29 protein-coding genes are annotated in these 26996 nt (G+C 69.2%); 4 read left to right on the top strand and 25 right to left on the bottom strand.

The features are described from left to right. Positions 1–38 precede the first annotated feature (38 nt). The 12 genes from rpsQ to ACZ5OX_RS09990 all read right to left on the bottom strand — a co-directional run bounded on the left by rpsQ (position 39) and on the right by ACZ5OX_RS09990 (position 7557). Complete coding sequence (rpsQ, locus tag ACZ5OX_RS10045) at positions 39–311, bottom strand: 30S ribosomal protein S17 (protein WP_030055826.1); 273 nt, start codon at positions 309–311, stop codon at positions 39–41. Beyond that, positions 311–535, bottom strand: coding sequence for a 50S ribosomal protein L29 (rpmC, locus tag ACZ5OX_RS10040; protein ID WP_030232478.1), 225 nt, complete (start codon positions 533–535; stop codon positions 311–313). Before rpmC ends, rpsQ begins: the two co-directional genes overlap by 1 nt. Next, on the bottom strand, positions 535–954 hold the full coding sequence (rplP, locus tag ACZ5OX_RS10035; protein WP_030232476.1) for a 50S ribosomal protein L16: 420 nt from the start codon (positions 952–954) through the stop codon (positions 535–537). Before rplP ends, rpmC begins: the two co-directional genes overlap by 1 nt. Positions 955–959: 5 nt before the next feature. Beyond that, positions 960–1784 (bottom strand): 30S ribosomal protein S3, encoded by an 825-nt coding sequence (gene rpsC, locus ACZ5OX_RS10030; protein WP_355253411.1) that lies wholly within the window; start codon positions 1782–1784, stop codon positions 960–962. After that, on the bottom strand, positions 1784–2131 hold the full coding sequence (rplV, locus tag ACZ5OX_RS10025) for a 50S ribosomal protein L22 (protein ID WP_030280773.1): 348 nt from the start codon (positions 2129–2131) through the stop codon (positions 1784–1786). The genes rpsC and rplV overlap by 1 nt, the downstream gene beginning before the upstream one ends. Positions 2132–2213: 82 nt before the next feature. Then, on the bottom strand, positions 2214–2495 hold the full coding sequence (rpsS, locus tag ACZ5OX_RS10020) for a 30S ribosomal protein S19 (protein WP_035848164.1): 282 nt from the start codon (positions 2493–2495) through the stop codon (positions 2214–2216). 11 nt (positions 2496–2506) lie between these two features. Beyond that, positions 2507–3343, bottom strand: coding sequence for a 50S ribosomal protein L2 (gene rplB / locus ACZ5OX_RS10015; RefSeq protein WP_030232466.1), 837 nt, complete (start codon positions 3341–3343; stop codon positions 2507–2509). A 46-nt stretch (positions 3344–3389) separates the two neighbouring features. Further along, on the bottom strand, positions 3390–3707 hold the full coding sequence (gene rplW, locus ACZ5OX_RS10010; RefSeq protein ID WP_030280768.1) for a 50S ribosomal protein L23: 318 nt from the start codon (positions 3705–3707) through the stop codon (positions 3390–3392). Next, positions 3707–4384 carry a 50S ribosomal protein L4 gene (gene rplD, locus ACZ5OX_RS10005; protein WP_031063053.1) on the bottom strand — a complete coding sequence of 226 codons (678 nt, stop codon included), beginning with the start codon at positions 4382–4384 and terminating at the stop codon, positions 3707–3709. Before rplD ends, rplW begins: the two co-directional genes overlap by 1 nt. A 5-nt stretch (positions 4385–4389) precedes the next feature. Next, positions 4390–5037, bottom strand: coding sequence for a 50S ribosomal protein L3 (gene rplC / locus ACZ5OX_RS10000; RefSeq protein ID WP_153460994.1), 648 nt, complete (start codon positions 5035–5037; stop codon positions 4390–4392). Between the two features lie 14 nt (positions 5038–5051). Beyond that, on the bottom strand, positions 5052–5360 hold the full coding sequence (rpsJ, locus tag ACZ5OX_RS09995) for a 30S ribosomal protein S10 (protein WP_012785157.1): 309 nt from the start codon (positions 5358–5360) through the stop codon (positions 5052–5054). 391 nt (positions 5361–5751) lie between these two features. Then, positions 5752–7557 (bottom strand): hypothetical protein, encoded by a 1806-nt coding sequence (locus tag ACZ5OX_RS09990; protein WP_465629463.1) that lies wholly within the window; start codon positions 7555–7557, stop codon positions 5752–5754. 288 nt (positions 7558–7845) lie between these two features. On the opposite strand from ACZ5OX_RS09990, the gene ACZ5OX_RS09985 reads away from it, so the two are divergent. After that, positions 7846–9597 (top strand): hypothetical protein, encoded by a 1752-nt coding sequence (locus tag ACZ5OX_RS09985; RefSeq protein ID WP_465629462.1) that lies wholly within the window; start codon positions 7846–7848, stop codon positions 9595–9597. Between the two features lie 83 nt (positions 9598–9680). Here ACZ5OX_RS09985 and ACZ5OX_RS09980 read toward each other — a convergent pair whose 3' ends face one another. The 6 genes from ACZ5OX_RS09980 to rfbB all read right to left on the bottom strand — a co-directional run bounded on the left by ACZ5OX_RS09980 (position 9681) and on the right by rfbB (position 14987). Then, positions 9681–10586, bottom strand: a complete 906-nt coding sequence (locus tag ACZ5OX_RS09980; RefSeq protein ID WP_449788174.1) for a glycosyltransferase family 2 protein — start codon at positions 10584–10586, stop codon at positions 9681–9683. A 4-nt stretch (positions 10587–10590) separates the two neighbouring features. Next, positions 10591–10989: a DUF2304 domain-containing protein gene (locus ACZ5OX_RS09975; RefSeq protein ID WP_402406052.1), complete on the bottom strand. Its 399-nt coding sequence runs from the start codon at positions 10987–10989 to the stop codon at positions 10591–10593. Beyond that, positions 10986–11675 (bottom strand): glycosyltransferase family 2 protein, encoded by a 690-nt coding sequence (locus ACZ5OX_RS09970; RefSeq protein ID WP_402406050.1) that lies wholly within the window; start codon positions 11673–11675, stop codon positions 10986–10988. Before ACZ5OX_RS09970 ends, ACZ5OX_RS09975 begins: the two co-directional genes overlap by 4 nt. Before the next feature lie 68 nt (positions 11676–11743). After that, positions 11744–13081 carry a lipopolysaccharide biosynthesis protein gene (locus ACZ5OX_RS09965; protein WP_465629459.1) on the bottom strand — a complete coding sequence of 446 codons (1338 nt, stop codon included), beginning with the start codon at positions 13079–13081 and terminating at the stop codon, positions 11744–11746. Then, positions 13078–14013, bottom strand: coding sequence for a dTDP-4-dehydrorhamnose reductase (gene rfbD, locus ACZ5OX_RS09960; protein WP_465629458.1), 936 nt, complete (start codon positions 14011–14013; stop codon positions 13078–13080). Before rfbD ends, ACZ5OX_RS09965 begins: the two co-directional genes overlap by 4 nt. Then, on the bottom strand, positions 14010–14987 hold the full coding sequence (gene rfbB / locus ACZ5OX_RS09955; RefSeq protein WP_392867370.1) for a dTDP-glucose 4,6-dehydratase: 978 nt from the start codon (positions 14985–14987) through the stop codon (positions 14010–14012). Before rfbB ends, rfbD begins: the two co-directional genes overlap by 4 nt. 81 nt (positions 14988–15068) lie before the next feature. Here rfbB and rfbA point away from each other — a divergent pair, with 81 nt between their 5' ends. The 3 genes from rfbA to ACZ5OX_RS09940 all read left to right on the top strand — a co-directional run bounded on the left by rfbA (position 15069) and on the right by ACZ5OX_RS09940 (position 17931). Further along, the gene (rfbA, locus tag ACZ5OX_RS09950) at positions 15069–15944 is read left to right on the top strand and encodes a glucose-1-phosphate thymidylyltransferase RfbA (RefSeq protein WP_392867373.1); all 876 of its coding nucleotides are present in this window, start codon (positions 15069–15071) and stop codon (positions 15942–15944) included. Next, on the top strand, positions 15941–16540 hold the full coding sequence (rfbC, locus tag ACZ5OX_RS09945) for a dTDP-4-dehydrorhamnose 3,5-epimerase (protein ID WP_402406044.1): 600 nt from the start codon (positions 15941–15943) through the stop codon (positions 16538–16540). The genes rfbA and rfbC overlap by 4 nt, the downstream gene beginning before the upstream one ends. 212 nt (positions 16541–16752) lie before the next feature. Then, positions 16753–17931, top strand: coding sequence for an acyltransferase family protein (locus tag ACZ5OX_RS09940; RefSeq protein ID WP_465629457.1), 1179 nt, complete (start codon positions 16753–16755; stop codon positions 17929–17931). 43 nt (positions 17932–17974) lie between these two features. Here the strand turns inward: ACZ5OX_RS09940 and ACZ5OX_RS09935 are convergent, their stop codons facing one another. The 7 genes from ACZ5OX_RS09935 to rpsL form a co-directional block, all read right to left on the bottom strand. Continuing rightward, on the bottom strand, positions 17975–18427 hold the full coding sequence (locus ACZ5OX_RS09935; protein ID WP_449788170.1) for a GtrA family protein: 453 nt from the start codon (positions 18425–18427) through the stop codon (positions 17975–17977). Between the two features lie 27 nt (positions 18428–18454). Beyond that, positions 18455–20875: a hypothetical protein gene (locus ACZ5OX_RS09930; RefSeq protein WP_465629456.1), complete on the bottom strand. Its 2421-nt coding sequence runs from the start codon at positions 20873–20875 to the stop codon at positions 18455–18457. Positions 20876–20970: 95 nt separating this feature from the next. Then, positions 20971–21921 carry a glycosyltransferase family 2 protein gene (locus tag ACZ5OX_RS09925; RefSeq protein ID WP_392867389.1) on the bottom strand — a complete coding sequence of 317 codons (951 nt, stop codon included), beginning with the start codon at positions 21919–21921 and terminating at the stop codon, positions 20971–20973. 355 nt (positions 21922–22276) lie between these two features. Continuing rightward, positions 22277–23470 (bottom strand): elongation factor Tu, encoded by a 1194-nt coding sequence (gene tuf / locus ACZ5OX_RS09920; protein ID WP_355253441.1) that lies wholly within the window; start codon positions 23468–23470, stop codon positions 22277–22279. 199 nt (positions 23471–23669) lie between these two features. Beyond that, positions 23670–25775 carry an elongation factor G gene (gene fusA, locus ACZ5OX_RS09915; protein ID WP_449788168.1) on the bottom strand — a complete coding sequence of 702 codons (2106 nt, stop codon included), beginning with the start codon at positions 25773–25775 and terminating at the stop codon, positions 23670–23672. A gap of 39 nt (positions 25776–25814) precedes the next feature. After that, positions 25815–26285, bottom strand: coding sequence for a 30S ribosomal protein S7 (gene rpsG / locus ACZ5OX_RS09910; protein ID WP_030055803.1), 471 nt, complete (start codon positions 26283–26285; stop codon positions 25815–25817). Between the two features lie 2 nt (positions 26286–26287). Then, positions 26288–26659 carry a 30S ribosomal protein S12 gene (gene rpsL, locus ACZ5OX_RS09905; RefSeq protein WP_014144289.1) on the bottom strand — a complete coding sequence of 124 codons (372 nt, stop codon included), beginning with the start codon at positions 26657–26659 and terminating at the stop codon, positions 26288–26290. Positions 26660–26996: the final 337 nt, after the last annotated feature.

Here is a 26996-nt window from a genome sequence, read left to right as displayed (position 1 = left end):
GGACCCGGTGCACATACGGCCGTACCTCATCGGCTTCGTTACTTGGCCTTCTCGAGGATCTCGACGACGCGCCAGCGCTTCGTCGCGGACAGCGGGCGGGTCTCCGCGAGGAGGACCCGGTCGCCGATGCCGCAGGCGTTGGCCTCGTCGTGCGCCTTCAGCTTGTTCGTACGGCGGATGACCTTGCCGTACAGAGCGTGCTTGACGCGGTCCTCGACGGCGACGACGACGGTCTTGTCCATCTTGTCGCTGACGACGAGACCCTCACGGGTCTTGCGGAAACCGCGCGTCTCGTTGGTGTTCTCAGTCATCAGGCGTTCTCCACCGTCTCGATGCCCAGCTCGCGCTCGCGCATCAGGGTGTAGATCCGCGCGATGTCCTTACGGACGAGCTTGAGCCGTCCGTGGTTGTCGAGCTGCCCGGTCGCCGCCTGGAAGCGGAGGTTGAACAGCTCCTCCTTGGCCTCGCGCAGCTTGGCAACGAGACCCTCGTTGTCCAGCGAACGAAGCTCAGCAGCCTTGGTAGCGGCCGACATCAGCTCTCACCGTCCTCGCGCCGGACGATCCGGCACTTCATCGGCAGCTTGTGCGCGGCACGGGTGAGCGCCTCGCGAGCAACCTTCTCGTTCGGGTACGACAGCTCGAACATGACCCGACCCGGGTGCACGTTCGCGATCCACCACTCCGGCGAACCCTTACCGGAACCCATGCGGGTCTCGGCCGGCTTCTTGGTGAGCGGACGGTCCGGGTAGATGTTGATCCAGACCTTGCCGCCACGGCGGATGTGACGGGTGATCGCGATACGAGCGGACTCGATCTGACGGTTCGTCACGTAGGCCGGGGTCACGGCCTGGATGCCGAACTGGCCGAACGCCAGCTCGGTGCCACCCTTGGCAGCGCCACGGCGCTTCGGGTGGTGCTGCTTGCGGTGCTTGACCCGACGGGGGATCAGCATTGGGGTCAGGCCTCCGTTCCGGTGTTCTCGGCAGCCGGAGCCTCGACCGCCGGGGCCGCGGGGGCCTCGGCAGCGGCGGGACGACGGCCACGGCCACCGCGCTCGCCACCACGGCGGTCGCCACCGCGGGCGGGACGACCACCCTCGGGACGGGCCGGGCGGTTGCCCGAGCGGGCAGCGGCGTTCTCAGCGCGGACCTCGGCGATGTTCTTGACGTCGCCCTTGTAGATCCAGACCTTCACGCCGATGCGGCCGAAGGTGGTCTTGGCCTCGAAGAAGCCGTAGTCGACGTTCGCCCGCAGGGTGTGCAGCGGCACGCGACCCTCGCGGTAGAACTCCGAACGGCTCATCTCGGCGCCGCCGAGACGACCGGAGCACTGGACCTTGATGCCCTTGGCGCCGGACTTCATGGTGCCCTGCATCGACTTGCGCATGGCACGGCGGAAGGAGACGCGGGAGGACAGCTGCTCCGCGACGCCCTGAGCCACGAGCTGGGCGTCCAGCTCGGGGTTCTTGACCTCGAGGATGTTCAGCTGGACCTGCTTGCCGGTCAGCTTCTCCAGGTCGCCGCGGATGCGGTCGGCCTCGGTGCCACGGCGACCGATGACGATGCCGGGGCGGGCGGTGTGGATGTCGACGCGGACGCGGTCGCGGGTGCGCTCGATCTCGACCTTGGAGATGCCGGCGCGCTCCATGCCCTTCGTCATCATGCGACGAATGGCAACGTCTTCCTTGACGTAGTCCTTGTACAGCTTGTCGGCGTACCAGCGGGACTTGAAGTCCGTGCTGATGCCGAGGCGGAACCCGTGCGGGTTAACCTTCTGGCCCATTACCGGGTCCCTTCCTTGCTGCTGACGACCACGGTGATGTGGCTGGTCCGCTTGCGGATCCGGTAGGCGCGGCCCTGGGCACGCGGACGGAACCGCTTCAGGGTCGGGCCCTCGTCAACGTACGCCTCGGAGATGTAGAGGTCGTCCACGTTGGAGTGGTTGTAGTTGTGCGCGGCGTTGGCGATGGCGCTGTCGAGCACCTTGCCGACCGGCACGGTGGCGGCCTGCGGAGCGAAACGCAGGACGGCCTGGGCCTCCGTGGCATTCATGCCACGGATGAGGTCCACCACGCGGCGGGCCTTCATGGGCGTCACGCGGATGTACCGCGCCTGTGCCCTGGCTTCCATGGTTGTCCCCTTAATGGAGTAAGTCATTGAGTCTTATTGGCGCGCAAGCTCAGCCCGTGGCCAGGGGCCACTGATGGGCTCTCTAGCGGCGCTTCGACTTCCGGTCATCCTTCACGTGGCCACGGAAGGTGCGGGTCGGAGCGAACTCGCCGAGCTTGTGGCCGACCATCGACTCGGTGACGAACACCGGGACGTGCTTACGGCCATCGTGAACCGCGATCGTGTGACCGAGCATGCTCGGGGAGATCACGGAACGACGGGACCAGGTCTTGATGACGTTCTGAGTACCCGCCTCGTTCTGAGCGTCCACCTTCTTGATGAGGTGGCCGTCGATGAAGGGGCCCTTCTTGAGACTGCGCGGCATCTGACCTGCTCCTAGCGCTTCTTGTTGGTCTTGCGGCGGCGCACGATGAGCTTGTCCGACGCCTTGTTCGGGCGACGGGTACGGCCCTCGGGCTTACCCCACGGCGAGACCGGGTGGCGACCACCGGAGGTCTTACCCTCACCACCACCGTGCGGGTGGTCGATCGGGTTCATGGCCACACCACGCACGGTCGGGCGGACGCCCTTCCAGCGCATACGGCCGGCCTTGCCCCAGTTGATGTTCGACTGCTCGGCGTTGCCGACCTCGCCGACGGTGGCGCGGCAGCGCGCGTCGACGAGGCGGATCTCACCGGAGGGCATGCGCAGGTGCGCCATCTTGCCCTCACGCGCCAGCAGCTGGATGCCGGAGCCGGCCGAGCGGGCCAGCTTGGCACCGCCGCCGGGACGCAGCTCCACCGCGTGGATGGTGGTACCGACCGGGATGTTGCGCAGCGGCAGGTTGTTGCCCGGCTTGATGTCGGCGCCAGCGCCGTTCTCGATCCGGTCACCCTGCGCGATGCCGCGCGGCGCGATGATGTAGCGCTTCTCGCCGTCCGCGTAGTGCAGGAGCGCGATGCGCGCGGTGCGGTTCGGGTCGTACTCGATGTGAGCGACCTTGGCCGGCACGCCGTCCTTGTCGTGACGACGGAAGTCGATCACGCGGTAGGCGCGCTTGTGACCGCCACCCTGGTGGCGAGCGGTGACACGACCGGCGTTGTTGCGGCCGCCCTTGCTGTGCAGGGGGCGAACCAGCGACTTCTCCGGGGTGGACCGCGTGATTTCTACGAAGTCGGCCACGCTGGAGCCGCGACGGCCCGGCGTAGTCGGCTTGTACTTGCGGATGCCCATTTGGCTCTCTCGTCCTCGTCCTAATCGACGATCACGATCTCCTGATTCAGGAGACCGGACCACCGAAGATGTCGATGCGGTTGCCCTCGGCCAGCGTCACGATGGCGCGCTTGGTGTCCTTGCGCTTGCCAAAGCCCGTCTTGGAGCGCTTGCGCTTGCCCTGACGGTTGATCGTGTTGACAGCCTCGACCTTGACCGAGAAGACCGCCTCGACGGCCTGCTTGATCTGGGTCTTGTTGGCGCCCGGCGACACGATGAACGTGTACTTGTTCTCGTCGAGGAGCGAGTAGCTCTTCTCCGAGATGACCGGCTTCACCAGGACGTCACGGGGGTCCGTGAACGTCTTGCTCGTAACGTCGCTCATCAGGCGGCGCTCCCTTCGAGCTCGCCCTCAGCGGCAACGGCCTTGGCGGACGCGGCCGGACCGGCCACGAAACGCTCGAAGGCGGCCTGGGTGAAGACCACATCGTCGGAGACGAGCACGTCGTAGGTGTTCAGCTGACCGGCGTCCAGGATGTGCACGTGCGGCAGGTTGCGAGCGGACTTCAGGCCCAGCTCGTCCTCGCGCTCGACGACCAGGAGGACGTTCTTGCGCTCGGTGATCTTGCCGAACAGGCTCTTGGCGGCCTTGGTCGACGGCGCCTCGGTCGCGGTCACGCCGGTGACGACGTGGATGCGGTTGTGGCGGGCCCGGTCGGTGAGCGCACCGCGCAGGGCGGCGGCGATCATCTTCTTCGGGGTCCGCTGCGAGTAGTCGCGCGGCACGGGACCGTGCACGACGCCACCGCCGGCGAACTGCGGCGCACGGGTCGAGCCCTGACGGGCGCGGCCGGTGCCCTTCTGGCGGTACGGCTTCTTGCCGCCGCCACGGACCTCGCCGCGAGTCTTGGTCTTGTGGGTGCCCTGACGGGCCGCAGCGAGCTGCGCCACGACGACCTGGTGCATCAGCGGAACGCTGACCTTCGCGTCGAAGATCTCAGCCGGCAGCTCGAGGCTGCCGGTCTTGTCGCCAGCCGGCGACAGGATGTCAATGGTGCTCATATCCTTCACAGCCCCTTCGCCGCGGTGCGGACGAGGACGAGGCCGCCGTTCGGGCCCGGGACGGCGCCCTTGATGAGCAGCAGACCCTTCTCCGCGTCGACCGCGTGCACGGTCAGGTTCTGGGTGGTCACACGCTCGTGGCCCATCCGACCGGCCATGCGCAGGCCCTTGAACACACGGCCCGGGGTGGCGCAGCCACCGATGGAACCGGGCGAGCGGTGCTTGCGCTGGGTGCCGTGACCGGCGCCGAGACCACGGAAGTTGTGGCGCTTCATGACACCGGCGAAGCCCTTGCCCTTGGAGGTGCCGGTCACGTCGACCTTGACACCCGCCTCGAACAGCTCGGCGGTGATCTCCTGGCCCAGGGTGTACTCGGACGCGTCCGAGGTACGCAGCTCGACCAGGTGACGGCGCGGGGTGACACCGGCCTTGGCGAAGTGGCCCGCGAGGGGCTTGTTCACCTTGCGGGGGTCGATCTCGCCGAAGCCGATCTGGACGGCGTCGTAGCCGGCCGGGCTGTCGGCGGTGTGGACCTGGGTCACGACATTCGGCCCGGCCTTGACGACGGTCACCGGGACGACCCGGTTGTTCTCGTCCCAGACCTGGGTCATGCCGAGCTTCTCGCCCAGGATGCCCTTAATCTGCTTAGCCATCTTCGGTGCGCCTCTCAGAGCTTGATCTCGATGTCGACGCCCGCCGGCAGGTCGAGACGCATCAGCGAGTCAACCGTCTTCGGCGTGGGGTCGAGGATGTCGATCAGACGCTTGTGAGTACGCATCTCGAAGTGCTCGCGCGAGTCCTTGTACTTGTGCGGCGAGCGGATGACGCAGTACACGTTCTTCTCAGTGGGCAGCGGCACCGGGCCCGCGACCTGCGCACCAGTACGAATCACCGTCTCGACGATCTTCTTCGCCGAGGAGTCGATGACCTCGTGGTCGTAGGCCTTGAGCCGGATGCGGATCTTCTGTCCCGCCATGGCTACTCAGTAGTCCTTTGTCCTTAGTCACTGCACGACCCCCTCCGACCCCCGCGCTCGGGCGTGTCGCACTCGCGCTTGCAAAAAACCGGCGAAGTACTTCGTCGGTTTCGAACTTTCGGGGTGGGGGGTGCCGGGTCGAGGCCCCGCTCACGCTTCCCGGAAGATTCCCGTACTTTCGCCCCGCAGCTGCCGTGGCGTAGAACTCACGCTTGACGGCCATCACGGGAACGACGAGTACATGGGACTCGCTTCCGGTCCTCCCGGCGGGAGGCGCGCAGCATCGGCACTCAACCGAGCAACTTGGACATACTGCCACATGGAGCAGCCCGGATGCCAATCGGGGCCGGTGAGGCGCTCCTCACCGGCCCCGACCGGGTGACGGCCCAGGTCAGTCCCTGCGCCAGAGCACCCAGCCCTTGTCCTTGTTGAACTTCGCGATGTGCCAGCCGGGCCGCGCGTCCGGCCAGCTGGCCTGGGGCAGGGCGCCCTTGGCCCAGCCGGCCAGGTACGCGGTGGCCTCCTGCGGCGGGTTGGAGCCGTCCTTCAGGTCGTCCGACCAGACCCGGCCCCAGTAGACCTCGTAGGCCATCGACATCCGGGCGTCCCAGTCGAGGTCCATGTCCAGGACCACGTTGTCGCCCTTGCGCAGGCCCGCCTCCTTGGCCATTCCGACCGCCTGGTACTTGCGCTCCTTGGCGTGCGGTTCGGCGACGTTGCCGGTGACGGCGACCGTCGCGTAGGCGGCGAACAGCGTCACGCACCCCACCACGGCGGCGACCACCCGGCGCCCGCCGGCCACCCGCAGCAACAGGCACGCGGCCAGCACCGCCAGCGCCCCGAAGGTCGTCCGAATCATGTGCAGGCCGTCCCAGGTCGAGGCCAGGAACATCGCGTCCGGCACCGTCCACGGACTGACCCAGAGCTTGAGCGCGGAGCCCGCGTACGCACCGACCGACAGCTGGATGACCCCGATCAGCACGGTGCCGGCCAGCGCCGACCACAGCAGCGCCCGGACCCCGGCCCGCCACAGCGCGGCCAGGCCGACCACCAGGAACAGCGGCACCAGCACCGCGCAGTACCGGGCGTACACCCAGTTGTCGGTCCGGTCGTTGTCCGCCAGGCCGGCGGCGGACGCCAGCGCGGTGCCGAACAGCAGCGCCACCATGGTGAAGGCCACCACCCGCTCGGCCACCGTGTACCGGCGTCGGAACACCACCACCACGCACAGCACCAGGGCGATCGCCCCGAAGCCGTACGTGGAGGTCATGAAGTACCACAGCTGTCCGAACGTGCGGGCGATGATCGTGCCGATGTACTTGCTGTCCCCGAGGTTCTCGAAGACCTTGTTGCCGACGTCGCTCGGCGGCACGTCCTTGAACCGGCTCCTGACGAAGCCGGCCAGCAGTTGCGCGCCCAGGTACGACACCCCGAGCGCGCCGACGCCGGCCAGCGAGGCGAGTCTCGGCGCCCAGCCGAAGGCCAGCACCACGACCAGGACCAGCGCGGTCAGCGCCACGACCACGCCGCCGCGGTCGTGGGTGGCCAGCGAGTAGCCGGCCGCCAGGCCCATCCCCACCGCGTACAGCGCGCGGCGGCCCGTCGTACCGGGCGAGAGCCAGCCGTGCATCGCGAGCAGCCAGGCCAGCAGGAGCACCGGGAGCACGGTGTCCGACATGGCGAACTGGGAGTAGAAGACCACCGGCGGCACCAGCGCCACGGCGGTGCCCACCAGGTAGGAGTGCGGCCGGGACAGGCCCAGCCGGCGCGCCGCCGCCACGGCCAGCGGGAACACCAGCGCGTTGAGCACCGCGTTGATGCCCATGACCAGGTGGTACGCCATGGCCGGGCTGTCGGCGATCCGCAGCGCCGGCGATATCAGCAGCGGGTACCCGCCGGGGATCACCACGCCGACCGGCAGCTCGGTGGCCGACCGGCCGGCCAGCACCCGCGCGATCACCAGGTAGGAGTCCTCGTCGGCGTGCACCGACGGGAAGTAGTTGTGGATCGACAGCACCAGGCGGAACACCACCTGCCCGCCGTACCCGAGCAGCAGGGCCGCCGGCCAGAACCAGCGGTGGGCGGCGAGCGCCCGCAGCCGGGCCGGCACGACCGGGGTGTCGGGCGCGTTCGTGCCGCCGTCCTCACCCCGGTCCGGACCGTCGGACGTGTGGGCAGAGTCGATCAGCGGCTGCACCGGGACACTTCCCTACTTGTATGAGTTTGACGATCTCGTCGTGGTCGGCTCCGGGCGGCGCGCCTCGGTTCCCGCCACCATGAGTCGAAGCGCATCGGCAGTGTGCCACGCGGCCATCTGGCGGAGCCAACGCGCTCCTGCCTCGTGGACGACAACGGCCTACTAGGGCAGGGTGGTTCGGCCCCTGATGATCCCGTGCCCGGGGTGCTGGCAGAATCGCGGTGTCCGGCACCGAAACCACACACCGCCTCCGTACCGAATCGCTGCGGAAGGCAGAAGGACCGAACAGTGACGACGAGCGTGCAGCCCGCCTCCACCCCGGGCATGCAACAGGGCATACCGTCCAGCCGAGCAAGACGGGCAGCCCTGCGCCGACCCGCCGTCCTCTGGGCCGCGGAGATCCTGACCGCGGTCACGGCGGCCCTGCTCATGACGGGTCTGGCGACGTCCGTCCAGCTCAACCCCATGTCGCGGATCGGCCAGGTCAGCGGCCTCGCCGCGCTGCAGCTCCGGCTCCTGCTGCTGCTCGGCGTCATCGTGCTGGTCCTGGTGCCGGCGATGCGCCGCTGGGCGGACGTCCCGGTCCGGTTCGCCGCCGCCGCGGTCGCGGGCCTGTCCTCCGGCGTGCTGGCGGCCGGTGTCTCGCTCGCGCTGCGCGGCACCGACTGGCCGCTGTACGCCCAGTCGGGTGACTCCGGCAACCTCCAGGCCTGGGTCAGCGCCCTGATGGACGGCAAGCCGCTGGACGGCGCCTACCCGCCGATGTTCCCGCACATCGTCGCCTTCGTCGCCGAGCACCTCACCCACGGAGACATCGGCTACGCGCTCAAGCTCGTCGACCTGGTGTTCGTCGCGCTGCTCGGCCCGCTCGCGTACCTGTCCTGGCGGCTGCTGCTGCCCCCGCTCTGGGCGCTCGGGATCGGCGTCACCGCCGCGCTGCCGATGGCGCAGCCGTACAAGCCGTACACCACGTTCGTGCTCGTCGCCTTCGTCCCCCTGCTGGCCAAGCTGATGCAGCTCCTGCAGCGCGCCCCGGAGCTCCCGCGCCGCACCGTCGCCGTCCGCGGCGCCGTGCTCGGCCTCGGCATCGCGCTGCTGTTCAACCTCTACTCCGGCTGGTTCGTGTGGTCCGCCGTCGGAGTGGTGGTGCTCACCGTGGCGCTGCTGCTGCGTGCCCGCCGCACCGGCGGGACCCCCGGCCTGCTCAACGCCCTGACCGCGATCGGTGCCGCGTCCGGGATCTTCCTGGTCGCCTCGTCCCTCTACCTGGTCCGGCTGCTCGGGTCCGCCGGAAGCACGGTCGACCGCTACTGCTACTTCGACACCTACACCGAGCCGACCTACTTCGCGATGTGGCGCGACGACCTTCCCGGCACCGACGGCCAGAGCACCTGGCCGCTGCCCGGCGAGCTCGGCGGGGTCGGCCTCTTCACGATCCTGCTGCTGGTCGGCCTGGGTGTGGCGCTGGCCCTCGGGATAGGCCGAGCCGCCGTCCTGACCGCCGCCGCCTGCTCGGCGAGCGCCCTGCTGATGCGCTACTGGTACGCCTCCCACATGGAGCGAGACCAGGCCGTCATGCTCTACCCGCGCACCAGCGCGCAGCTGCTCTACTGCCTGCTGGTCCTGGTCGGCCTGGCGTGCTACCTGATCGCCCGCCGCCGTCGGAGCGCCTCCTCGGCCGCCGCCGAGACGGGCGAGGAGACCGTCCGCCGGCTTCCGCTGGGCCTCAACCCGCGCGCCGTGGCCATCGGCGCCATCTGCGCGCTGGGCCTGCTCTTCGGCATGGCGGGCTCCGCCACCGCCAGCAAGTACATGCCCGACCCGCACGAGGGCACCGGCATGCTGGCCTGGATCTCGCAGACCACCGCCGACACCAAGGGGCACTGCTCCCCCTACGCGCCCAAGTGCAACGAGGCCCCGGGGCTCCTGAACCCGTCGGACCCGAAGGTCGACCTCGGGAAGCTGATCTGCCCCAAGGTCAACCCGTACCCGCGCAAGGGTGAACTGCTCCCCGGGTTCTCCGCGGACCTGCCCGAGTGACCCTCACCCGACCCTGATACGGCACTGGGCCGGTAGTCCGATTCGGACTACCGGCCCAGTGCCGTATCAGAACTCGCGCGGCGTCAGTGCCGCTCCCCGCCGGTCAGCGCGTGGCGTACCAGCACCTTGGCGCCGGCCCGCTGGCCGCGCTTCAGCGCGCCCGGCAGCATGGTCAGCGCGTGCAGCCGGGAGGCGCTGCGGAACCGGGCCGCACGGGCGGCCTTCGGCCAGCCGCGGGCGTCCATCCGCTCGGCCACCGCGTTGAAGTACCGCTCCGCCTCGGTGAAGCGGGTGCCGGAGAAGGCCTGCACCGAGGACTCGCTGACGGCGTGCCGGCGGTACTGGAAGACGACGGTGGTGTTGTCCACCATCATCTGCTCGCCCCGCTCCAGCAGGTCGACGACCAGGGCCAGGTCCTGGATCACCGAGTACTCGTCACGGAAGTTGACCGCGCGCAGCGCCTCGCCCCGCCAGCAGATCGACGGGAAGTAGAGCCAGTTGCCGCGCAGCACGCTCGCGGCCAGCTCCTCGCCGCCCATCAGCCGCCGGCCCTTGACGGTCGGCGCGTAGATCTTCTCCTTGACGTTGTCCGCCAGGCCGGAACGGCTGACCTCGCCGTTGCCGTCGATGACCTCGACGCCCGGCTGGACCATGCCCAGGTCCGGGTTGGCCTTGAGGATCGAGCGGACGGTCTCCAGGTAGTGCGGGTGCAGCAGGTCGTCGCAGCCCATGATGACCACGTGGTCGGCCGTGGACAGCTCCACGCACTTCTGGAAGTTCTTGGTGATGCCCAGGTTCTGCTCGTTGCGCAGGTACGTCACCCGGTCGTCGCCGAGCGAGGCGAACCAGCCCGGGACGTCCGGCTCCTTGCCGTCGTCGATGACGGTCAGCCGGAAGTCCCGGTCGGTCTGCGCGAGGATGCTCCGCACCGCGGCCTGCATCAGCGCCACGTCGCCGTAGTACGGCAGCATGAACTCGAAGGTCGCCACGGGATCAGGCCTTGCTGCGGTCGACCGGCGCCGAGACCGGCAGGTCCAGGTCGAAGCGCTCCTCGTTCAGGCGGGCGCCCTCGTTGATCGCCACGGTGCGCGCCAGGTCGGTGAGCTTCTTCTCCAGCGAGCGGAAGCGCAGGAAGGTGTTCAGGGTCAGGAAGCCCATCGCCAGCACCATCACGTACAGCACCAGGTCGGTGCCGCGGCCGACGCCGAGCTGGTGGGCCAGCCAGGTCACGTCGGTGGGACGCAGCACCGCGTAGATGTTCACCAGCACGAAGACCGAGAACGCGATGCGCTTCCAGGCGCGGGTGTTGGCACGGTCCCAACGCCGGATGAACATGAAGGCGAGAGAGACCGAGCCGAGAATGAGAACCAGCTGGATCCAGAAGAATTTCATCGGCGGCTACGCTCCCGCAGCGAGATGTCGAAGATGATGTTGACGCCGTTGATCAGGGACTGACCCTTGGCGCGTGAGTAGTCGGTGTACAGGATGTCCACCGGGAGTTCGGCGACCCGGAGGTCCGAGCCGGCGAGGTAGCTGACGATCTCCGACGCGTGCGCCATGCCGTTCATGGTGATCCGCAGCCGACCGGCGGCCTCGCGGTTGAGCACGCGCAGGCCGTTGTGGGCGTCGGTCAGCTTGAGCTTGCGAGCGGTCGGGCTGACGGTCGCCGCGGTCCGCAGGACGACCCGCTTGATCCACGGCACCTGCCCGTTCTGCTCGATGAAGCGCGAGCCGAGGACGACGTCCACGTCACCCTCCCGCAGCAGGGCGACCATCTTCTCGACGTCGGCGGTCTGGTGCTGGCCGTCGGCGTCGAAGGTGGCGAAGTACTTGGAACCGGGCTGGGCCAGGGCGTAGGCGAGGCCGGTCTGGAGGGCGGCACCCTGGCCGAGGTTGACCGGGTGGCGCACCAGGTGCGCGCCCGTCTCCATGATGTGCTTGGCCGAGTCGTCGCCGCTGCCGTCATCGACCACCACGATGTTCGGGAACGTCTTTCGCGCCCCCTCCACAACGTCGGCGATCACCTGGCCCTCGTTGTAGGCCGGGATCACCAGCCAAACATCGTCGTACTGGGACACGGAGGCTCCATCAATGGGGTCTGGCCCGCGCTGCTGCGCGGCGATCTGAAGATGAGGGGCGGACACGGTCACTCACCGGCCGTCCGGCTGCTCAACACCGCGGCGTTCGAGTCCCCCGGCTGCTGGACGAGGCCTGCGGAATTCGTCGCCGAACGGGCGAAACTCTGCCTCAGGACCGCCAGCATACCGAGGACCGTGGCCACGGAACCCGCGGTGTACGCGAGGATCACGCGGGTGGACACGTCGCCGGGCAGGAAGGTCACCCCGGCGAGGACCACGGTGCCGACCGCCCAGCAGAGCAGCTGAAGGTTGTGACGCTTGAATACCATCAGCGCCTGGCCGAGCACCATCGCGAACATGTACGCCACGGTTCCGGCGGACAACCAGAAGAAGTCGAGGCAGCCGAGCACCGGCTTGGCGCCGAACAGCACCTGGATCAGCCACGGGCCGAGGGCGACCGCCGGGATCCCGCCGAGCAGGCCGAGCGCGCCCACCACGGCGCCGATCTTCTTGAGCATCCCGGTGAACGCGGCCCGGTCCCCGACCGCGATCGCGGCGGAGAGGCCGTTCAGCAGCGAGGCCTGGAGCGAACCGAAGACGAACAGCGGCACCCGGGCCAGCACCAGCGCGTTGAGCAGGGCGGCGATCAGCGCGGAGTCGGACGGCGCGAGCAGCTTGGTGCTCACCACGGCCGCGTTCACCACGACCTGCGAGAGCAGCGTCGAACAGATCAACAGGCCAAGGCCGGAGCAGAGTTCGGACCAGCCGATCTGCTCGCCGGGCTTCACCGCGCGCAGCAGCGGCGGCAGCGTGAGGATCGTGGCCAGGATCGGCGCGACGGCCAGGATCAGGCTGAACGCGAGTGCCGAGTGCACCCCGGCCATGCCGCAGGCGAAGGCCAGGCCGATCCGCAGGCCGCCGTCCAGGCCGAGCTGGGTGCCGTACGCGCCGAAGCGGCCGAGGCCGGCCAGCACGCCGCGGGTGAGGTAGCAGACGGCCATGCCGGTGAAGGCGCCGCCGAGGGCCAGCACCAGCGAGCGGTCCCCGTGGAACATCGCCCGGGCGATCGGGCCGGAGGCGGCCCCGAGGACGGCCAGGGTCGCCGCGAGGATCCCGCCGGTGAGCAGGGTCGCCCGGCGCAGGACCGGCGCGGCACCGTGGCCGAGCGCCGCCCGCGCCGCGACGATCCGGGTGAGCTCCTGCTCGATCGGGAAGAAGACGCCGATGCCCACCGACATCACGATCGTCCACAGCAGCGAGACGTTCGCCATGTCGTCGACGGACAGGCTGTGGCCCGCCACCCCGAGGTGGATGTAGGAGGCGGCGCCCAATACGACGGTGCCGCCGGCCACCGCCAGGGTTCCCGGCGGTAGCGCGGCAGCCACCTTCGTCAGTGCGTTCTTCACTGAGGTCTGTCGCTCCCCGTGGTCCGGGCCGTGGCGGCCAGTTCGGCGAAGACGGGCCGGGCCAGGGCCTCGGCCAGCATGGCCCGCCACTCGGGCAGCGGGGCCAGCCCGGCGGCGGCCCAGCGGTCGTGCGCCAGGACGCTGAAGGCCGGACGGGCGGCCGGACGGACGAAGGCCTCCGACGTGGTCGGGCGGATCCGCTCCGGGTCCAGCCCGCTCAGCGCGTAGCTCTCGCGGGCCAGCCCGCACCAGGTGGTGCGGCCGCTCGCGGTGCCGTGGTAGATCCCGGCCGGGGCCTGCCCGGCGAGCGCGGCCCGGCCGAGCTCGACCAGGCGGCCGGCCAGCGCGTACGACCAGGTCGGCTGGCCGTGCTGGTCGTCCACCACGTCCAAGGTGTCCCGCTGGGCGGCGAGCTTGAGCATGGTGGCCACGAAGTTCGGGCCGTGCTCGCCGTACAGCCAGGCGGTGCGCACCACGTAGCCGTGCTCGGGGAGCAGTTCGGCGACCGCCCGCTCCCCCACCAGCTTGCTGCGGCCGTACGCGTTCACCGGCGCGGTCGGGGCGTCCTCCGGGCAGGGCTCGGTGGCGTCACCCGGAAGGACGTAGTCGGTGGAGACGTGCAGCAGCCGCGCGCCGGCCTTGGCGCACGCCTCGGCGAGAAGGCGCACGCCGGTGCCGTTGACGGCGGTGGCGGCGTCCTCCTCCGTCTCCGCGGCGTCGACGTTCGTCCAGGCGGCGCAGTTGACCACGATGTCGTGGCCCTCGACGGCGGCCTGGACGGCCGCCGCGTCGGTGATGTCGAGGTCCGCCCGGCGCAGCGCGGTGACCTCGGCGGCCTCGTCGGCGCCCAGCACCGACAGCAGGTCCTGCCCGAGCATCCCGGCCGCGCCGGTGACCAGCCAGCGCACGGGCGCGGCGGCGTTCGCGGTCACTTGGCCAGGGCCGCCTTCTGCTTCAGCGGCTCCCACCAGGCGCGGTTCTCGCGGTACCAGGCGATGGTCGCGGCGAGGCCGTCCTCGAAGCGGACCTGCGGCTCGTAGCCGAGCTCCTCGCGGATCTTGCTGATGTCGATGGAGTAGCGGAGGTCGTGGCCCTTGCGGTCCTCGACGTGCTCGACCATGTCCCAGCCGGCGCCCGCGGCCTCGAGCAGCAGGCCGGTCAGCTCCTTGTTGGTGGCCTCGGTGCCGCCGCCGATGTTGTAGACCTCGCCGGCCCGGCCGCCGCGCATGACCAGCTCGATGCCCCGGCAGTGGTCCGAGACGTGCAGCCAGTCGCGGACGTTGCCACCGTCGCCGTACAGCGGCACCTTCTTGCCGTCGATCAGGTTGGTGGTGAACAGCGGGATGACCTTCTCCGGGAACTGGTAGTGCCCGTAGTTGTTGGAGCAGCGGGTCACCACGACGTCCATGCCGTGGGTGCGGTGGTAGGCCAGCGCCAGCAGGTCGGAGGAGGCCTTGGAGGCGGAGTACGGGGAGTTCGGCTCCAGCGGCCAGGTCTCGGTCCAGGAGCCCTCGTTGATCGAGCCGTACACCTCGTCGGTGGAGATGTGCACGAAGCGGCCGACGCCGTGCTTGCGGGCCGCGTCGAGCAGCACCTGGGTGCCCACGACGTTGGTCAGCACGAACGGGCCCGCACCGGCGATCGAGCGGTCCACGTGGGACTCGGCGGCGAAGTGCACCACCACGTCGTGACCCGGCATGACCTGGTCGACGGCGTCCACATCGCAGATGTCGCCCTGGACGAAGGTGTAGCCCTGGTGCCCGGCCACCGGGGCCAGGTTCTCCAGGACACCCGAGTAGGTGAGCTTGTCAAAGACCGTGATCCGGGCATTCTCGTCAGCCCCGAGGAGCTGACGGACGAACTCCGAACCGATGAATCCGGCGCCGCCGGTCACGAGGATGCGCATAATGCGCGTAGTCTACCGCCGCCCGAACACCCTCCCGACCCGGCCCCTCCCGCGTTCACCGATCTCGAATAGGGTGCACCCATGCGTGGAATCCTCCTGGCCGGCGGCACCGGCTCGCGGCTGTGGCCGCTGACCCGTGCGGTGTCGAAGCAGCTCCTCCCGGTCTTCGACAAGCCGATGATCTACTACCCCCTCTCGACCCTCGTGATGGCCGGGATAAGCGAAATCCTGATCATCACCACCCCGAACGACCGGGACCAGTTCGAACGGCTGCTGGGCGACGGTTCCCAGTTCGGCCTGAAGCTCCAGTACGCCGTCCAGGAGAAGCCCGAGGGCATCGCCCAGGCCTTCGTGCTCGGCGCGGACTTCATCGGTGACGAGCCGGTGGCCCTGATCCTCGGCGACAACATCTTCCACGGCAGCGGCCTGGGCACCCGGCTCACCGAGCACTCGGACATCAAGGGCGGCCGGGTCTTCGCCTACCCGGTGGCCGACCCGACCGCGTACGGCGTGGTCGAGTTCGACGAGAGCGGCCAGGTCCTCTCCATCGAGGAGAAGCCGACCGAGCCCAAGTCCCGTTACGCCGTCCCGGGCCTGTACTTCTACGACAACCGGGTGGTCGAGATCGCCCGCAACCTGCAGCCGAGCGCCCGCGGCGAGCTGGAGATCACCGCCGTCAACGACGCCTACCTGCAGACCGGCGACCTGCACGTGACGATCCTCGACCGCGGCACCGCCTGGCTGGACACCGGCACGTTCGTGTCGATGGTCCAGGCCTCGGAGTTCGTCCGGGTCATCGAGGAGCGCCAGGGCTTCAAGATCGGCTGCATCGAGGAGGCCGTCTGGCGGGCCGGCCTGATCGACGACGCCCAGCTGCGCGAGCTCGCCGAGCCGCTGCTGAAGAGCGGCTACGGCCAGTACCTGCTGGGCCTGCTCGAAGAGGCGGCCGCCAAGTGAAGTTCCGCGAGCTCTCCATCGAGGGCGCCTTCGAGATCACCCCGCAGGTGCACGGCGACGCCCGCGGCCACTTCACCGAGTGGTACCGCTTCGACCGGCTCGCCGAGGTCGTCGGCCACCCGCTGAACCTGGCCCAGGCCAACCTGTCGCTCTCCGCCAAGGACGTCGTCCGCGGCATCCACTTCGCCGACGTCCCGCCCGGCCAGGCCAAGTACGTGGCCTGCACCCGCGGCGCGGTGCTGGACGTCATCGTCGACCTGCGGGTCGGCTCGCCGAACTTCGGCAAGTGGGAGTTCGTCCGGCTGGACGACACCGAGCGCAAGGCCGTCTACATCCCGGAGGGCCTCGGCCACGGCTTCTGCGCCCTCACCGACGACGCCACGCTGACCTACCTCTGCTCGGCGACGTACAACCCGACCGGCGAGCACGGCGTGCACCCGCTGGACCCGGAACTCGGCATCGAGTGGCCGACCGACGCCCCGCAGCTCTCCGCCCGCGACGCGGTGGCGCCCTCCCTCTCGGAGGCCCTCGCCACCGGCCTGCTGCCGGACTACCAGGCCTGCAAGGCCTACACGGACTCGCTGAAGCAGCAGTAGCGGAGCCCGACCGGCCGAGGGGACGAGCGCAGATGCACCCGTCCCCTCAGCCGTACCCCCTGCCCCCCATCACAGGCCCATTCCCAGGCCGCTCCCCAGCCGGCCGGATCGGACGGACCATGACCCACCCTGCGGGACCCTCACACGGCATACGTGGGGGCGTCGACACCCGACGCCCTGCGTGGCTGAGGGGAGGCAGTCTGTCCGGCCGCGTGAACAGCTTCGGCGCGATCCGGACGACCCTCGCGGTAGCCGTCGTCTACTCCCACGCCTACCCGCTCGGGTTCGGCCGGCCCGCTCCGCTCTCCCAGTTCAGCGGCGGCCAGATCGACCTCGGCCGGCTCGCGGTGGTCGGCTTCTTCGCGCTCTCCGGGTTCATGATCACCGGAAGTGCCATGCGCAGCACGATCGGCCGCTACTCCTGGCACCGCGCCCTGCGCATCCTGCCCGGGCTCTGGGCGTCGCTCCTGGTCTGCGTCCTGCTGGTGGCACCCGCCCTGTACTACCGGACCCACCACTCGCTCGACGGCTACTGGTCGCACTCGCACGGGCCTCTGAGGTACCTGGCGGGCGCCTGGAACGCCTCGCTCTCCACCGGGTTCGACATCTCGAACGTGATCGACGACGGCGTGAAGGCCGGCACCAACCACGACCCCGGCATCAACGGCTCCCTCTGGTCGCTCGACTACGAGATGCTCTGCTACGTCATGATGGGCCTGCTGGCCGCCGGCGGCGTGCTGCTGCGCGCGAAGAAGACGGTGCCGCTGCTGACCCTGGTCGGCTGGATCCTGGTCTTCGAGGACTGGCGGACGACCCCCGGCTTCGTCAACTACCCGCACCACATGGGCTTCTACATCCATGTGCCGGTCTTCGGCCAGGTCTACACCCAGTACTTCGTCTACCTGGCGTTCGTCTTCCTGCTCGGCGCCACGGTGCAGCTGTACAAGGAGCGGATCCCGATCCACGCCGGGCTCGCGCTGCTGTCGGTCGTCGTGCTCGTCGCCAGCCTGCACTACGGCGGGCTGTTCGCGTTCGGCTACCCGGCCTTCGCGTACCTGCTCTTCTGGCTGGCGGTCCGGCTGCCCCGGCCGTTCCAACGGATCGGCGTCAAGCGGGACTTCTCGTACGGCATCTACGTGTACGGCTTCACCGTCGAACAGGCCGTCGCCGCGCTCGGGGGCAACACGCACGGCATGAAGGTCTACCTCCTGCTGTCCCTCGGCGGGACGGTCCTCCTCGCCGCGCTCTCCTGGTACCTGGTCGAGAAGCCCGCGCTGAAGGCGAAGGACTGGACGCCGCGGCCGGTGCGCGCGCTGGCCGAACGCCGGGCCCGCAAGGCCGCCGTCCCGGTGCCGGCCGAGCCGGCCGGGGAGCCGGTCCCCGCGCCCTGACGACCGTACGACGCCAGGCCCCCGGTGGCCCGGTTCGTCCCCCTCAACGGGTCCTGAAGACCCACACCTTGAGGAGGACGAAGCGGGCCACCGTCGCGAGGCCGTTGGCCACGACCAGGCCGGCCACCTCGACCACCCGCGAGGCGTGCGGCGCGAGCAGGGCCAGCAGGGCGAGCGCACCGCTGCTCAGGCCCAGGCCGATCAGGAAGGCGACGGCGCCCTGGAGCTGGTGGCGCACCGCGCCCTCCGAGCCGGTGATGCCGAAGGTGAAGCGCCGGTTGGCGGCGGTGTTGGCGACCGCGCTCACCGCCAGGGCGATCAGGTTGGCCGCCTGCCGGTCGACGACCTGGCGGGCCACCACGTACAGGCCGAGGTAGAAGAGCGTGCTGAGCACACCGATGACCAGGAACGACGGCAACTGCCGCTTGGCGGTGCCGGCCGGTGCGGCGGCCCGGCCGTCGGGGGCCGGCGCCGGCGCGTTGTCGGTGGAGACCATGGGTTGCCCACTGCTTCGTTCGTCGGGTCAGGAGAGCTCGTACACGGCCACCCGGCCGTTGTCGAACACCTGCTTGGCGAGGTTCCTGAGCTGCGGCGACTCCTCGCCCGCCTTCCGCTGGACCACCAGGTAGCGGACCTTGTGATCACGGTGCAGCCGCTTCAGGATGTCCGGCGTCGGCGCGTAGAACGCGGCCTCGTTGAGCTGGAACAGCTCGGTGTCCCAGAACGGCGAGCCGGAGGCCGACGCCCCGTTCGCGGTGGCCATCAGCCTCGGCGCGTAGGCCCAGCCCTCGATCAGGACCGAGCGCTCCGAGTAGCCGCTGAGCCAGTGCGAACGGTAGTTGGCGCACGGCAGGCCGTCCGCGTAGTCCTCGTACTGCCAGCAGTGGCTGTTCGTCGCCAGGATGTCCGAGGGCTCGCTGTGCGAGCGGATCCAGCGGGCGGCGTTCACCTGGCTCGCCGGCATCACCCAGCTGCCGTCCCACATCATCTCCTGGGCCTGGACGGCGTCGAGGGCCAGGCCCGGGGTGCCGAGCGTCAGTCCGGCGGTCAGCAGGACGACCCCGCCCCGGCGCCGCAGGCCGCGCGCCCCCCGGGAGAGCAGCCGCCAGAGCAGCCCCAGGAGGAGCGCCAGCACCGCGAACGCGGCCGCCACGCTCAGCGCCGGCAGCAGCGGCGTGTACGGCTCGGTGCCGGTGCCGTCGCCGGTGTGCTCGTGCAGGAAGGTCTCCCAGGTCGCCGAGTACCGGTACGAGAGCCAGGTGAGCAGCCCGGTCAGGGCCACCGCGCCGACGGCAAGGGCGGCCTTGCCGGCCCTGGGCAGCCTGGCCCGCTCGAAGGCCTCGCAGTACCCCCAGGCGGACAGCACCGCCCCGAAGGGCATCGCGGAGATGGTGAAGTAGCTGGCGTTGTAGCCGTTGACCACCAGGTAGGCCGCCGGTCCGGCCACCGCCGCGCCGAGCAGGAACCACTGCGCCGGCTCCAGCCGGAGCCGGCGGCGCCACAGCAGCGGCACCGCGCCCAGGAGCTTGATCTGGTGGTTCAGGAGGAAGGCGATCAGGACGGCCACGACCAGGCCGCTCTGGGCCAGCACCGGCCGGCCCTCCAGGGGTTCGGCCCAGTACTTCTGGATGTTGCCGAAGGGGATGACCTCCAGGCCGTAGCTCTCGAAGTCGAAGATCACCGCCGTCGCGAAGAGCTGCGCTCCCGCGATGGCCCCGCCCAGCCCGACGACCGTCCAGGGGATGCACCTGCTCCTGATCACGACCGCCAGACCGGCGACGGCCAGACCCGCGAGGGCCACCGGGAGGGTGCTCGCCTTGGCCGCGCTGGAGGCGGTCGCGAACATCGCCGTCAGGACGAAGACGCCCCGCCCGAACTGCGGTGCCTGGAACGGCCCGTCCTCGCCGCCCGGACGGGCGACCCGTCGGAGCCCGTCGGCGACCACGCCGACCAGCGCGATCAGCAGCGGCTGGCTGTACGTCAGCGACATGCTCGACCAGGACATCAGCCGGACGGCCGGCGCGCCGAAGGTCCAGCTCATCACGGTGTTCGGGTAGACCGCGGTGAACTCCCCCACCGCGAAGAGCAGCACCGCGGCCAACGGTCCCGCCCACGCCCGACCGGTGATCCGCTGGGCCACCACGGTCATGATCAACACACCGAGCGCGGCGAACGCGGGGACGAGCAGCCTGGTCTCGACCACCGGCAGGTCGATGTGGCCGACCATGTCGGTCATCGCCATGTGCGCGAACGTGAACCAGTGGTAGTGGAGCGGCTCCCCCGCCACCTGCGGCACGGTCAGCGGCACGTGCTGCTTGGCGTCGGCCGCCAGCGACAGCATGTACGGCATGTCGCCGAACAGCCGGGACCGCTCGTCCGTCGCCAGGACCGGGAACTTCGACAGGAAGACCTGGTAGTAGTACAGGCTGGTCAGGCCCACCACCGCGGCCGTCGACCAGGAACAGCCGAGGGACAGCCGCCGGTAGCCACCGGGTCGCCAGTGCCGGCGCAGGCCCGGGACGAGCGCGAACGGGACGACCACCGCGAGCGGCCAGCCGACGGCCACCGACTGCAGTCCGGCGCGGACGAGGACCGCCCACGCCGCCAGTTCCAGCACCAGCCCGGTCACCGCACCGAAGACCAGGTCCTCCAGCAGGGTGTGCGGACGCCTGCGCAGGGCCCGGAAGACCAGGGTGCCCGGGAGCACCACGCCCCAGCCCGCGTAGAAGGTGTACCGGGCGATGTCGCCGACCCTGGTGTCCGCGGCCAGCAGCAGCCCCACCAGGAGCAGGTAGGCCGAGACGGCGGGCAGGAAGCGCCAGAGGGCGTGCGCCCCGGAGCCCCCGTCCGTCGCGCCGCCGGACAGCCCGCCGGACGGCGCCGGGACCCCCGGACGTCCTCCGGTGGCCGGGGCGGCTCCGGTCGCGGTGCTGTTCGTATGCATGGTGTCCGTTCTCTCGTCCGAGCTCGCAGCTCGCAGCACGGCAGCCTGGCGGAGGCCGGCCGCGGTCCGTCGACCGGCGGCGGAACGACTCCGGGTCAGCCCGTGTAGGAGGCGCTGCGACGAGCCGTCGCGGGGTCGGGCCCGTCCGCCGAGTCGTAGCCGACGAAGTAGGCCGGTCTGGCCTGGGCCGCCGAGTAGATGCGCCCGACGTACTCACCCAGCAGACCCATGCAGACGAGCTGGACGGCGCCGAGGAACAGCATGCCCATGAACAGCGAGGACCAGCCGGGGACGGTCTTGTCGAGCGCGTACGCGACCACGGTGTAGACACCGAGGGCGAAGCAGACCAGGAAGCTCAGCAGGCCGAGCCAGGTGGCGAGCCGCAACGGGCTCGCCGAGAAGTTGGTGACGCTGTCGACGGCCAGGCGGACCATCTTGGACAGCGGGTAGTGGGTCGAACCGGCGACCCGCTCCTCGCGCACGTAGACGACCTCGCCGCTCGGGAAACCGAGCCACGGCACCAGCAGCCGGTAGACCGGCTGGTGCTCGGGCATCGCCTTGAGCGCGTCCACCGCGGCACGGCTGAGCAGGCGGAAGTCGCCGGCCTGGTTCGGCATCTTCTTGCCGACGAGCTTGCGCATCAGCCAGTAGTAGCCGCCGGCGGTGCGGCGCTTGAAGACCGTGTCGGTGCCGCGGTCGCCGCGAACGCCGTAGACCACGTCGAGGCCCTGCTCCCGCGCGAGCGAGAGCATCTCGGGGATCTTCTCCGGCGGGTCCTGGAGGTCGGCGTCGATGGAGACGACGTAGTCGCCGAAGGCGCGGTGGATGCCGGCCGTGAGCGCGGCCTGGTGCCCGGAGTTGCGGGCGAAGCGGACGATGCGGAACTCCGGCCAGTCCTGGCGGATCTTCTGCATCAGCACCGGGGTGGCGTCCGTGCTGCCGTCGTCGATGCCGACCACCTCGTAGGTGATCCCCAACCCGTCGAGGATCGGGCGCAGGCGGTGCACGGTCAGCGGCAGCGCCTCCTGCTCGTTGTAGATCGGCATGACGACCGACAAGAGCGGCGCCGGCTCGCCGGCCGACCCGACTCCCTGATCTCCTGCGTTGAGCATCCTTCTTCGCCTGTCCCCATGTGATCCGAAAGCGGTTGGGAGGCATGGACCGCCGAGTCGACCCCACCGGCCGGAACCTTCTCCCTCCGCACCCGGAGCATCGCGGACGGCGGCGAGGGAGAGCCAATGAGCGGCAGGATAGCAGTCTGCTCTGATCCCACTCTCAACGGACCTGTTACCTGATCGCCGTCGATTCGATATCCCGACACGCCGAAGGGCCCCGCTCACTCGGAGTGCGCGGGGCCCTTCGGACCGAGCCTGTACGAGGCAGGCAGGTCAGAGCGTCAGATTACTTGACGATCTTGGTGACCTGGCCGGCGCCGACGGTGCGGCCACCCTCACGGATGGCGAACTTCAGGCCCTCCTCCATGGCGACGGGCTGGATCAGCGCGACGGTCATGGCGGTGTTGTCGCCCGGCATGACCATCTCGGTGCCCTCGGGGAGGGTCACGACGCCGGTCACGTCCGTGGTGCGGAAGTAGAACTGCGGGCGGTAGTTGTTGAAGAACGGGGTGTGGCGGCCACCCTCGTCCTTCGACAGGATGTAGGCCTGGGCCTCGAAGTCGGTGTGCGGGGTAACCGAACCCGGCTTGATGATGACCTGGCCGCGCTCGACGTCCTCGCGCTTGATGCCACGGAGCAGCAGACCGACGTTCTCACCGGCCTGGCCCTCGTCGAGCAGCTTGCGGAACATCTCGATGCCGGTGACCGTGGTGGTGGTCTTGGTCTCCTTGATGCCGATGATGTCGACAGTCTCGTTGACCTTGAGGATACCGCGCTCGATACGACCGGTGACGACGGTGCCACGACCGGTGATCGTGAAGACGTCCTCGATCGGCATCAGGAACGGCTGGTCCACGGCGCGGGCCGGGGTCGGGATGGCCTCGTCGACGGCGTGCATCAGGCCGAGGAGCTTCTCGCCCCACTCCTTGTCGCCCTCCAGCGCCTTCAGCGCGGAGACGCGGACGACCGGCAGGTCGTCGCCCGGGAACTCGTACTCGGAGAGCAGCTCGCGGACCTCGAGCTCGACGAGCTCCAGGATCTCCTCGTCGTCCACCATGTCGGCCTTGTTCAGGGCGACGACGATGTACGGAACGCCGACCTGGCGGGCCAGGAGGACGTGCTCCTTGGTCTGCGGCATCGGGCCGTCGGTGGCGGCGACCACGAGGATGGCGCCGTCCATCTGGGCGGCACCGGTGATCATGTTCTTGATGTAGTCGGCGTGACCCGGGCAGTCGACGTGGGCGTAGTGGCGCGCCTCGGTCTGGTACTCGACGTGCGCGATCGAGATGGTGATACCGCGCTGACGCTCCTCCGGGGCCTTGTCGATCTGGTCGAACGGCGTGAAGGGGTTGATCTCCGGGTACGCGTCGTGCAGCACCTTGGTGATGGCCGCGGTCAGCGTGGTCTTGCCGTGGTCGATGTGACCGATGGTGCCGATGTTGACGTGGGGCTTCGTCCGCTCGAACTTCGCCTTCGCCACTGAGTCCTCCTGAGGACAGTTCCTGTACGCCGTGCTGACGCCAGTTGGTCTGAAATCGGTTTTGGTGCGGGTTGTCCGGAGGACATCCCGTGCCGTCCCGCTGCTGGGGGGGCCGGAGGCCCCGGGAGGATCCGACCGGATCCTCCCGGATTGCCTCCTAATAGCCTAAGGCTTCGTAATCGTCCCGATTATCGGGACGTCACTCGCCCTTGGCCTTGGCGATGATGTCGTCCGCCACGTTCTTCGGAACCTCGGCGTACGAGTCGAACTGCATCGAGTAGCTCGCGCGACCAGAGGTCTTGCTGCGCAGGTCACCGACGTAGCCGAACATCTCGGAGAGGGGCACCAGCGCCGAGACGACGCGGGCACCGTGACGCTCGTCCATGGACCGGATCTGGCCACGACGAGAGTTGATGTCGCCGATCACGTCGCCCATGTAGTCCTCGGGCGTGGTGACCTCGACGGCCATCATCGGCTCGAGAAGGACCGGCTTGGCCTTCTTCGCGCCTTCCTTGAAGGCCATCGAACCGGCGATCTTGAACGCGAGCTCGGAGGAGTCGACGTCGTGGGCCTGGCCGTCGAGCAGGCTCACGCGGACACCCTGCAGCGGGTAGCCGGCGAGGATGCCGAACTCCATGGCCTCCTGGCAACCGGCGTCGACCGACGGGATGTACTCCCGGGGGACGCGGCCACCGGTGACCTTGTTGACGAACTCGTAGCCCTCGGCCTGCTCGAGCGGCTCGATCGCGATCTGCACCTTGGCGAACTGACCGGAACCACCGGTCTGCTTCTTGTGGGTGTAGTCGATGCGCTCGACCGCCTGGCGGATGGTCTCGCGGTACGCGACCTGCGGCTTGCCGACGTTGGCCTCGACCTTGAACTCACGGCGCATACGGTCGACCAGCACCTCGAGGTGCAGCTCGCCCATACCCGCGATGATGGTCTGGCCGGTCTCCTCGTCCGTGTTGACCTGGAAGGACGGGTCCTCCTCGGCGAGACGCTGGATGGCGACACCCAGCTTCTCCTGGTCACCCTTGGACTTGGGCTCGATCGCGACGCGGATGACCGGGGCCGGGAAGTCCATGGACTCCAGGATGACCGGGTTCTTCTCGTCGGACAGCGTCTCACCGGTGGTGGTCTGCTTCAGGCCCATGACGGCGATGATGTCGCCGGCGCCCACCGACTCGATCTCCTCACGCTTGTTCGCGTGCATGCGGTAGATCTTGCCGATGCGCTCCTTCTTGCCCTTGACGGCGTTCAGCACCGAGGTGCCGGACTCCAGGCGGCCCGAGTAGACCCGGACGAAGGTGAGCTTGCCGAGGTGCGGGTCCGACATGATCTTGAACGCGAGCGCGGCGAGCGGCTCGTCGTCCGAGGCCTTGCGGGAGATCTTGACGGTGTCGTCGCCCGGCTTGGTGCCCTCGATGGACTCGATGTCCAGCGGGGACGGCAGGTACTTGACGACCGCGTCGAGCAGGGGCTGGACGCCCTTGTTCTTGAAGGCGGTACCGCAGAAGATCGGGGTGAAGTCCGAGTTCAGGGTGCCCTTGCGGATCGCGGCCTGCAGCAGCTCGACCGGGATCTCCTCGCCCTCGAGGGCGAGCTCCATGATCTCGTCGCTGACGTTCGAGACCGTGTCGATGAGCGCCTCGCGGTACTCGTCGGCCTGCTCCTGCAGGTCGGCCGGGATGTCGACGATGTCGTACATCTCGCCCTTGGCGGCCTCGGCGGACCAGACCAGCGCCTTCATGCGGACCAGGTCGACAACGCCCTGGAAGTCCGACTCGGCACCGATCGGGAGCTGCATGACCAGCGGGGTGGCGCCGAGGCGGTCCACGATGGTCTGCACGCAGAAGAAGAAGTTCGCGCCCGTGCGGTCCAGCTTGTTGATGAAGCAGATGCGCGGGACGCCGTAGCGGTCAGCCTGCCGCCACACGGTCTCGGACTGGGGCTCGACACCGGCGACACCGTCGAACACCGTCACGGCACCGTCGAGGACGCGCAGCGAACGCTCCACCTCGACGGTGAAGTCGACGTGACCCGGGGTGTCGATGATGTTGATCGTGTTGTCGACGTCGTCGACCGTCCAGTGACAGGTCGTCGCGGCCGACGTGATCGTGATGCCGCGCTCCTGCTCCTGCTCCATCCAGTCCATGGTGGCAGCGCCATCGTGGACCTCACCGATCTTGTACGAGACACCGGTGTAGAACAGGATCCGCTCGGTGGTGGTGGTCTTGCCCGCGTCGATGTGCGCCATGATCCCGATGTTGCGGACCCTGGCGAGGTCAAGGGAGGTTGCAGCCATGGTGGCTCGTTCTCTCTCTGTCTAGTGACGGGGTACGGACTACCAGCGGTAGTGCGCGAAGGCCTTGTTGGACTCGGCCATCTTGTGGGTGTCCTCGCGACGCTTCACGGAAGCGCCCAGGCCGTTGCTGGCGTCGAGGATCTCGTTCATCAGGCGCTCGGTCATGGTCTTCTCGCGACGGGCGCGGGAGTAACCGACCATCCAGCGCAGCGCCAGGGTGCTGGCGCGGCCCGGACGGACCTCGACCGGAACCTGGTAGGTCGCGCCACCGACACGGCGGGACTTGACCTCGAGGGCCGGCTTGACGTTCTCCAGCGCGCGCTTCAGCGTCACGACCGGGTCCGAGCCGGTCTTCTCACGGACGCCCTCGAGGGCGCCGTAGACGATCCGCTCGGCGGTGGAGCGCTTGCCGTGCAGCAGGATCTTGTTGACTAGCTGGGTGACGACCGGGGAGCCGTAAACCGGGTCGATGATGACCGGGCGCTTCGGGGCGGGGCCCTTACGAGGCATTCTTACTTCTCCTTCTTGGCGCCGTAGCGGCTGCGAGCCTGCTTGCGGTTCTTGACACCCTGGGTGTCGAGCGAACCGCGGATGATCTTGTAGCGGACACCAGGAAGGTCCTTCACACGACCACCGCGCACCAGCACGATGGAGTGCTCCTGCAGGTTGTGGCCCTCGCCCGGGATGTAAGCGGTGACCTCGATCCCGCTGGTGAGGCGCACACGGGCGACCTTGCGGAGAGCCGAGTTCGGCTTCTTCGGGGTGGTCGTGTACACACGCGTGCAGACCCCACGGCGCTGCGGGGAGCCCTTCAGCGCGGGAGTCTTGTTCTTCTCGACCTTGTCCTGCCGGCCCTTTCGGACCAGCTGCTGGATCGTAGGCACCGTTTCTCCGTTTTCTGTGTGCCAAGGCTTGGTGAAACTAACCTGCGGTGTCTCCCTCGCACCCGGCCCCGTGGTCGACCCACGCGGTCGGGTGTGTTGGGCTTGTTACGACACGGAATCCCATGGCTGATGTACAGCGACGGCGCTCTACGCGCGGCGCGCTGGGAGGCGCTCCGGCTCGGCGCGGCGACCGGTGTGCATGCACGCACAAGGACCCGGGGACACCCCAGGCACAAGGTCAGAGCGTACCTAGCGCATCGGGCGCGGTCAAAACAAATGCAACGCCGCAGGTCGCGGGGCCTGGCCTCGAAACGGGACGGGAACCGGCGCCGGTGCC

The sequence above is a fragment of the Kitasatospora sp. NPDC032121 genome, from assembly GCF_055580145.1.
This window is presented reverse-complemented; position numbering and strand designations above follow the sequence as displayed.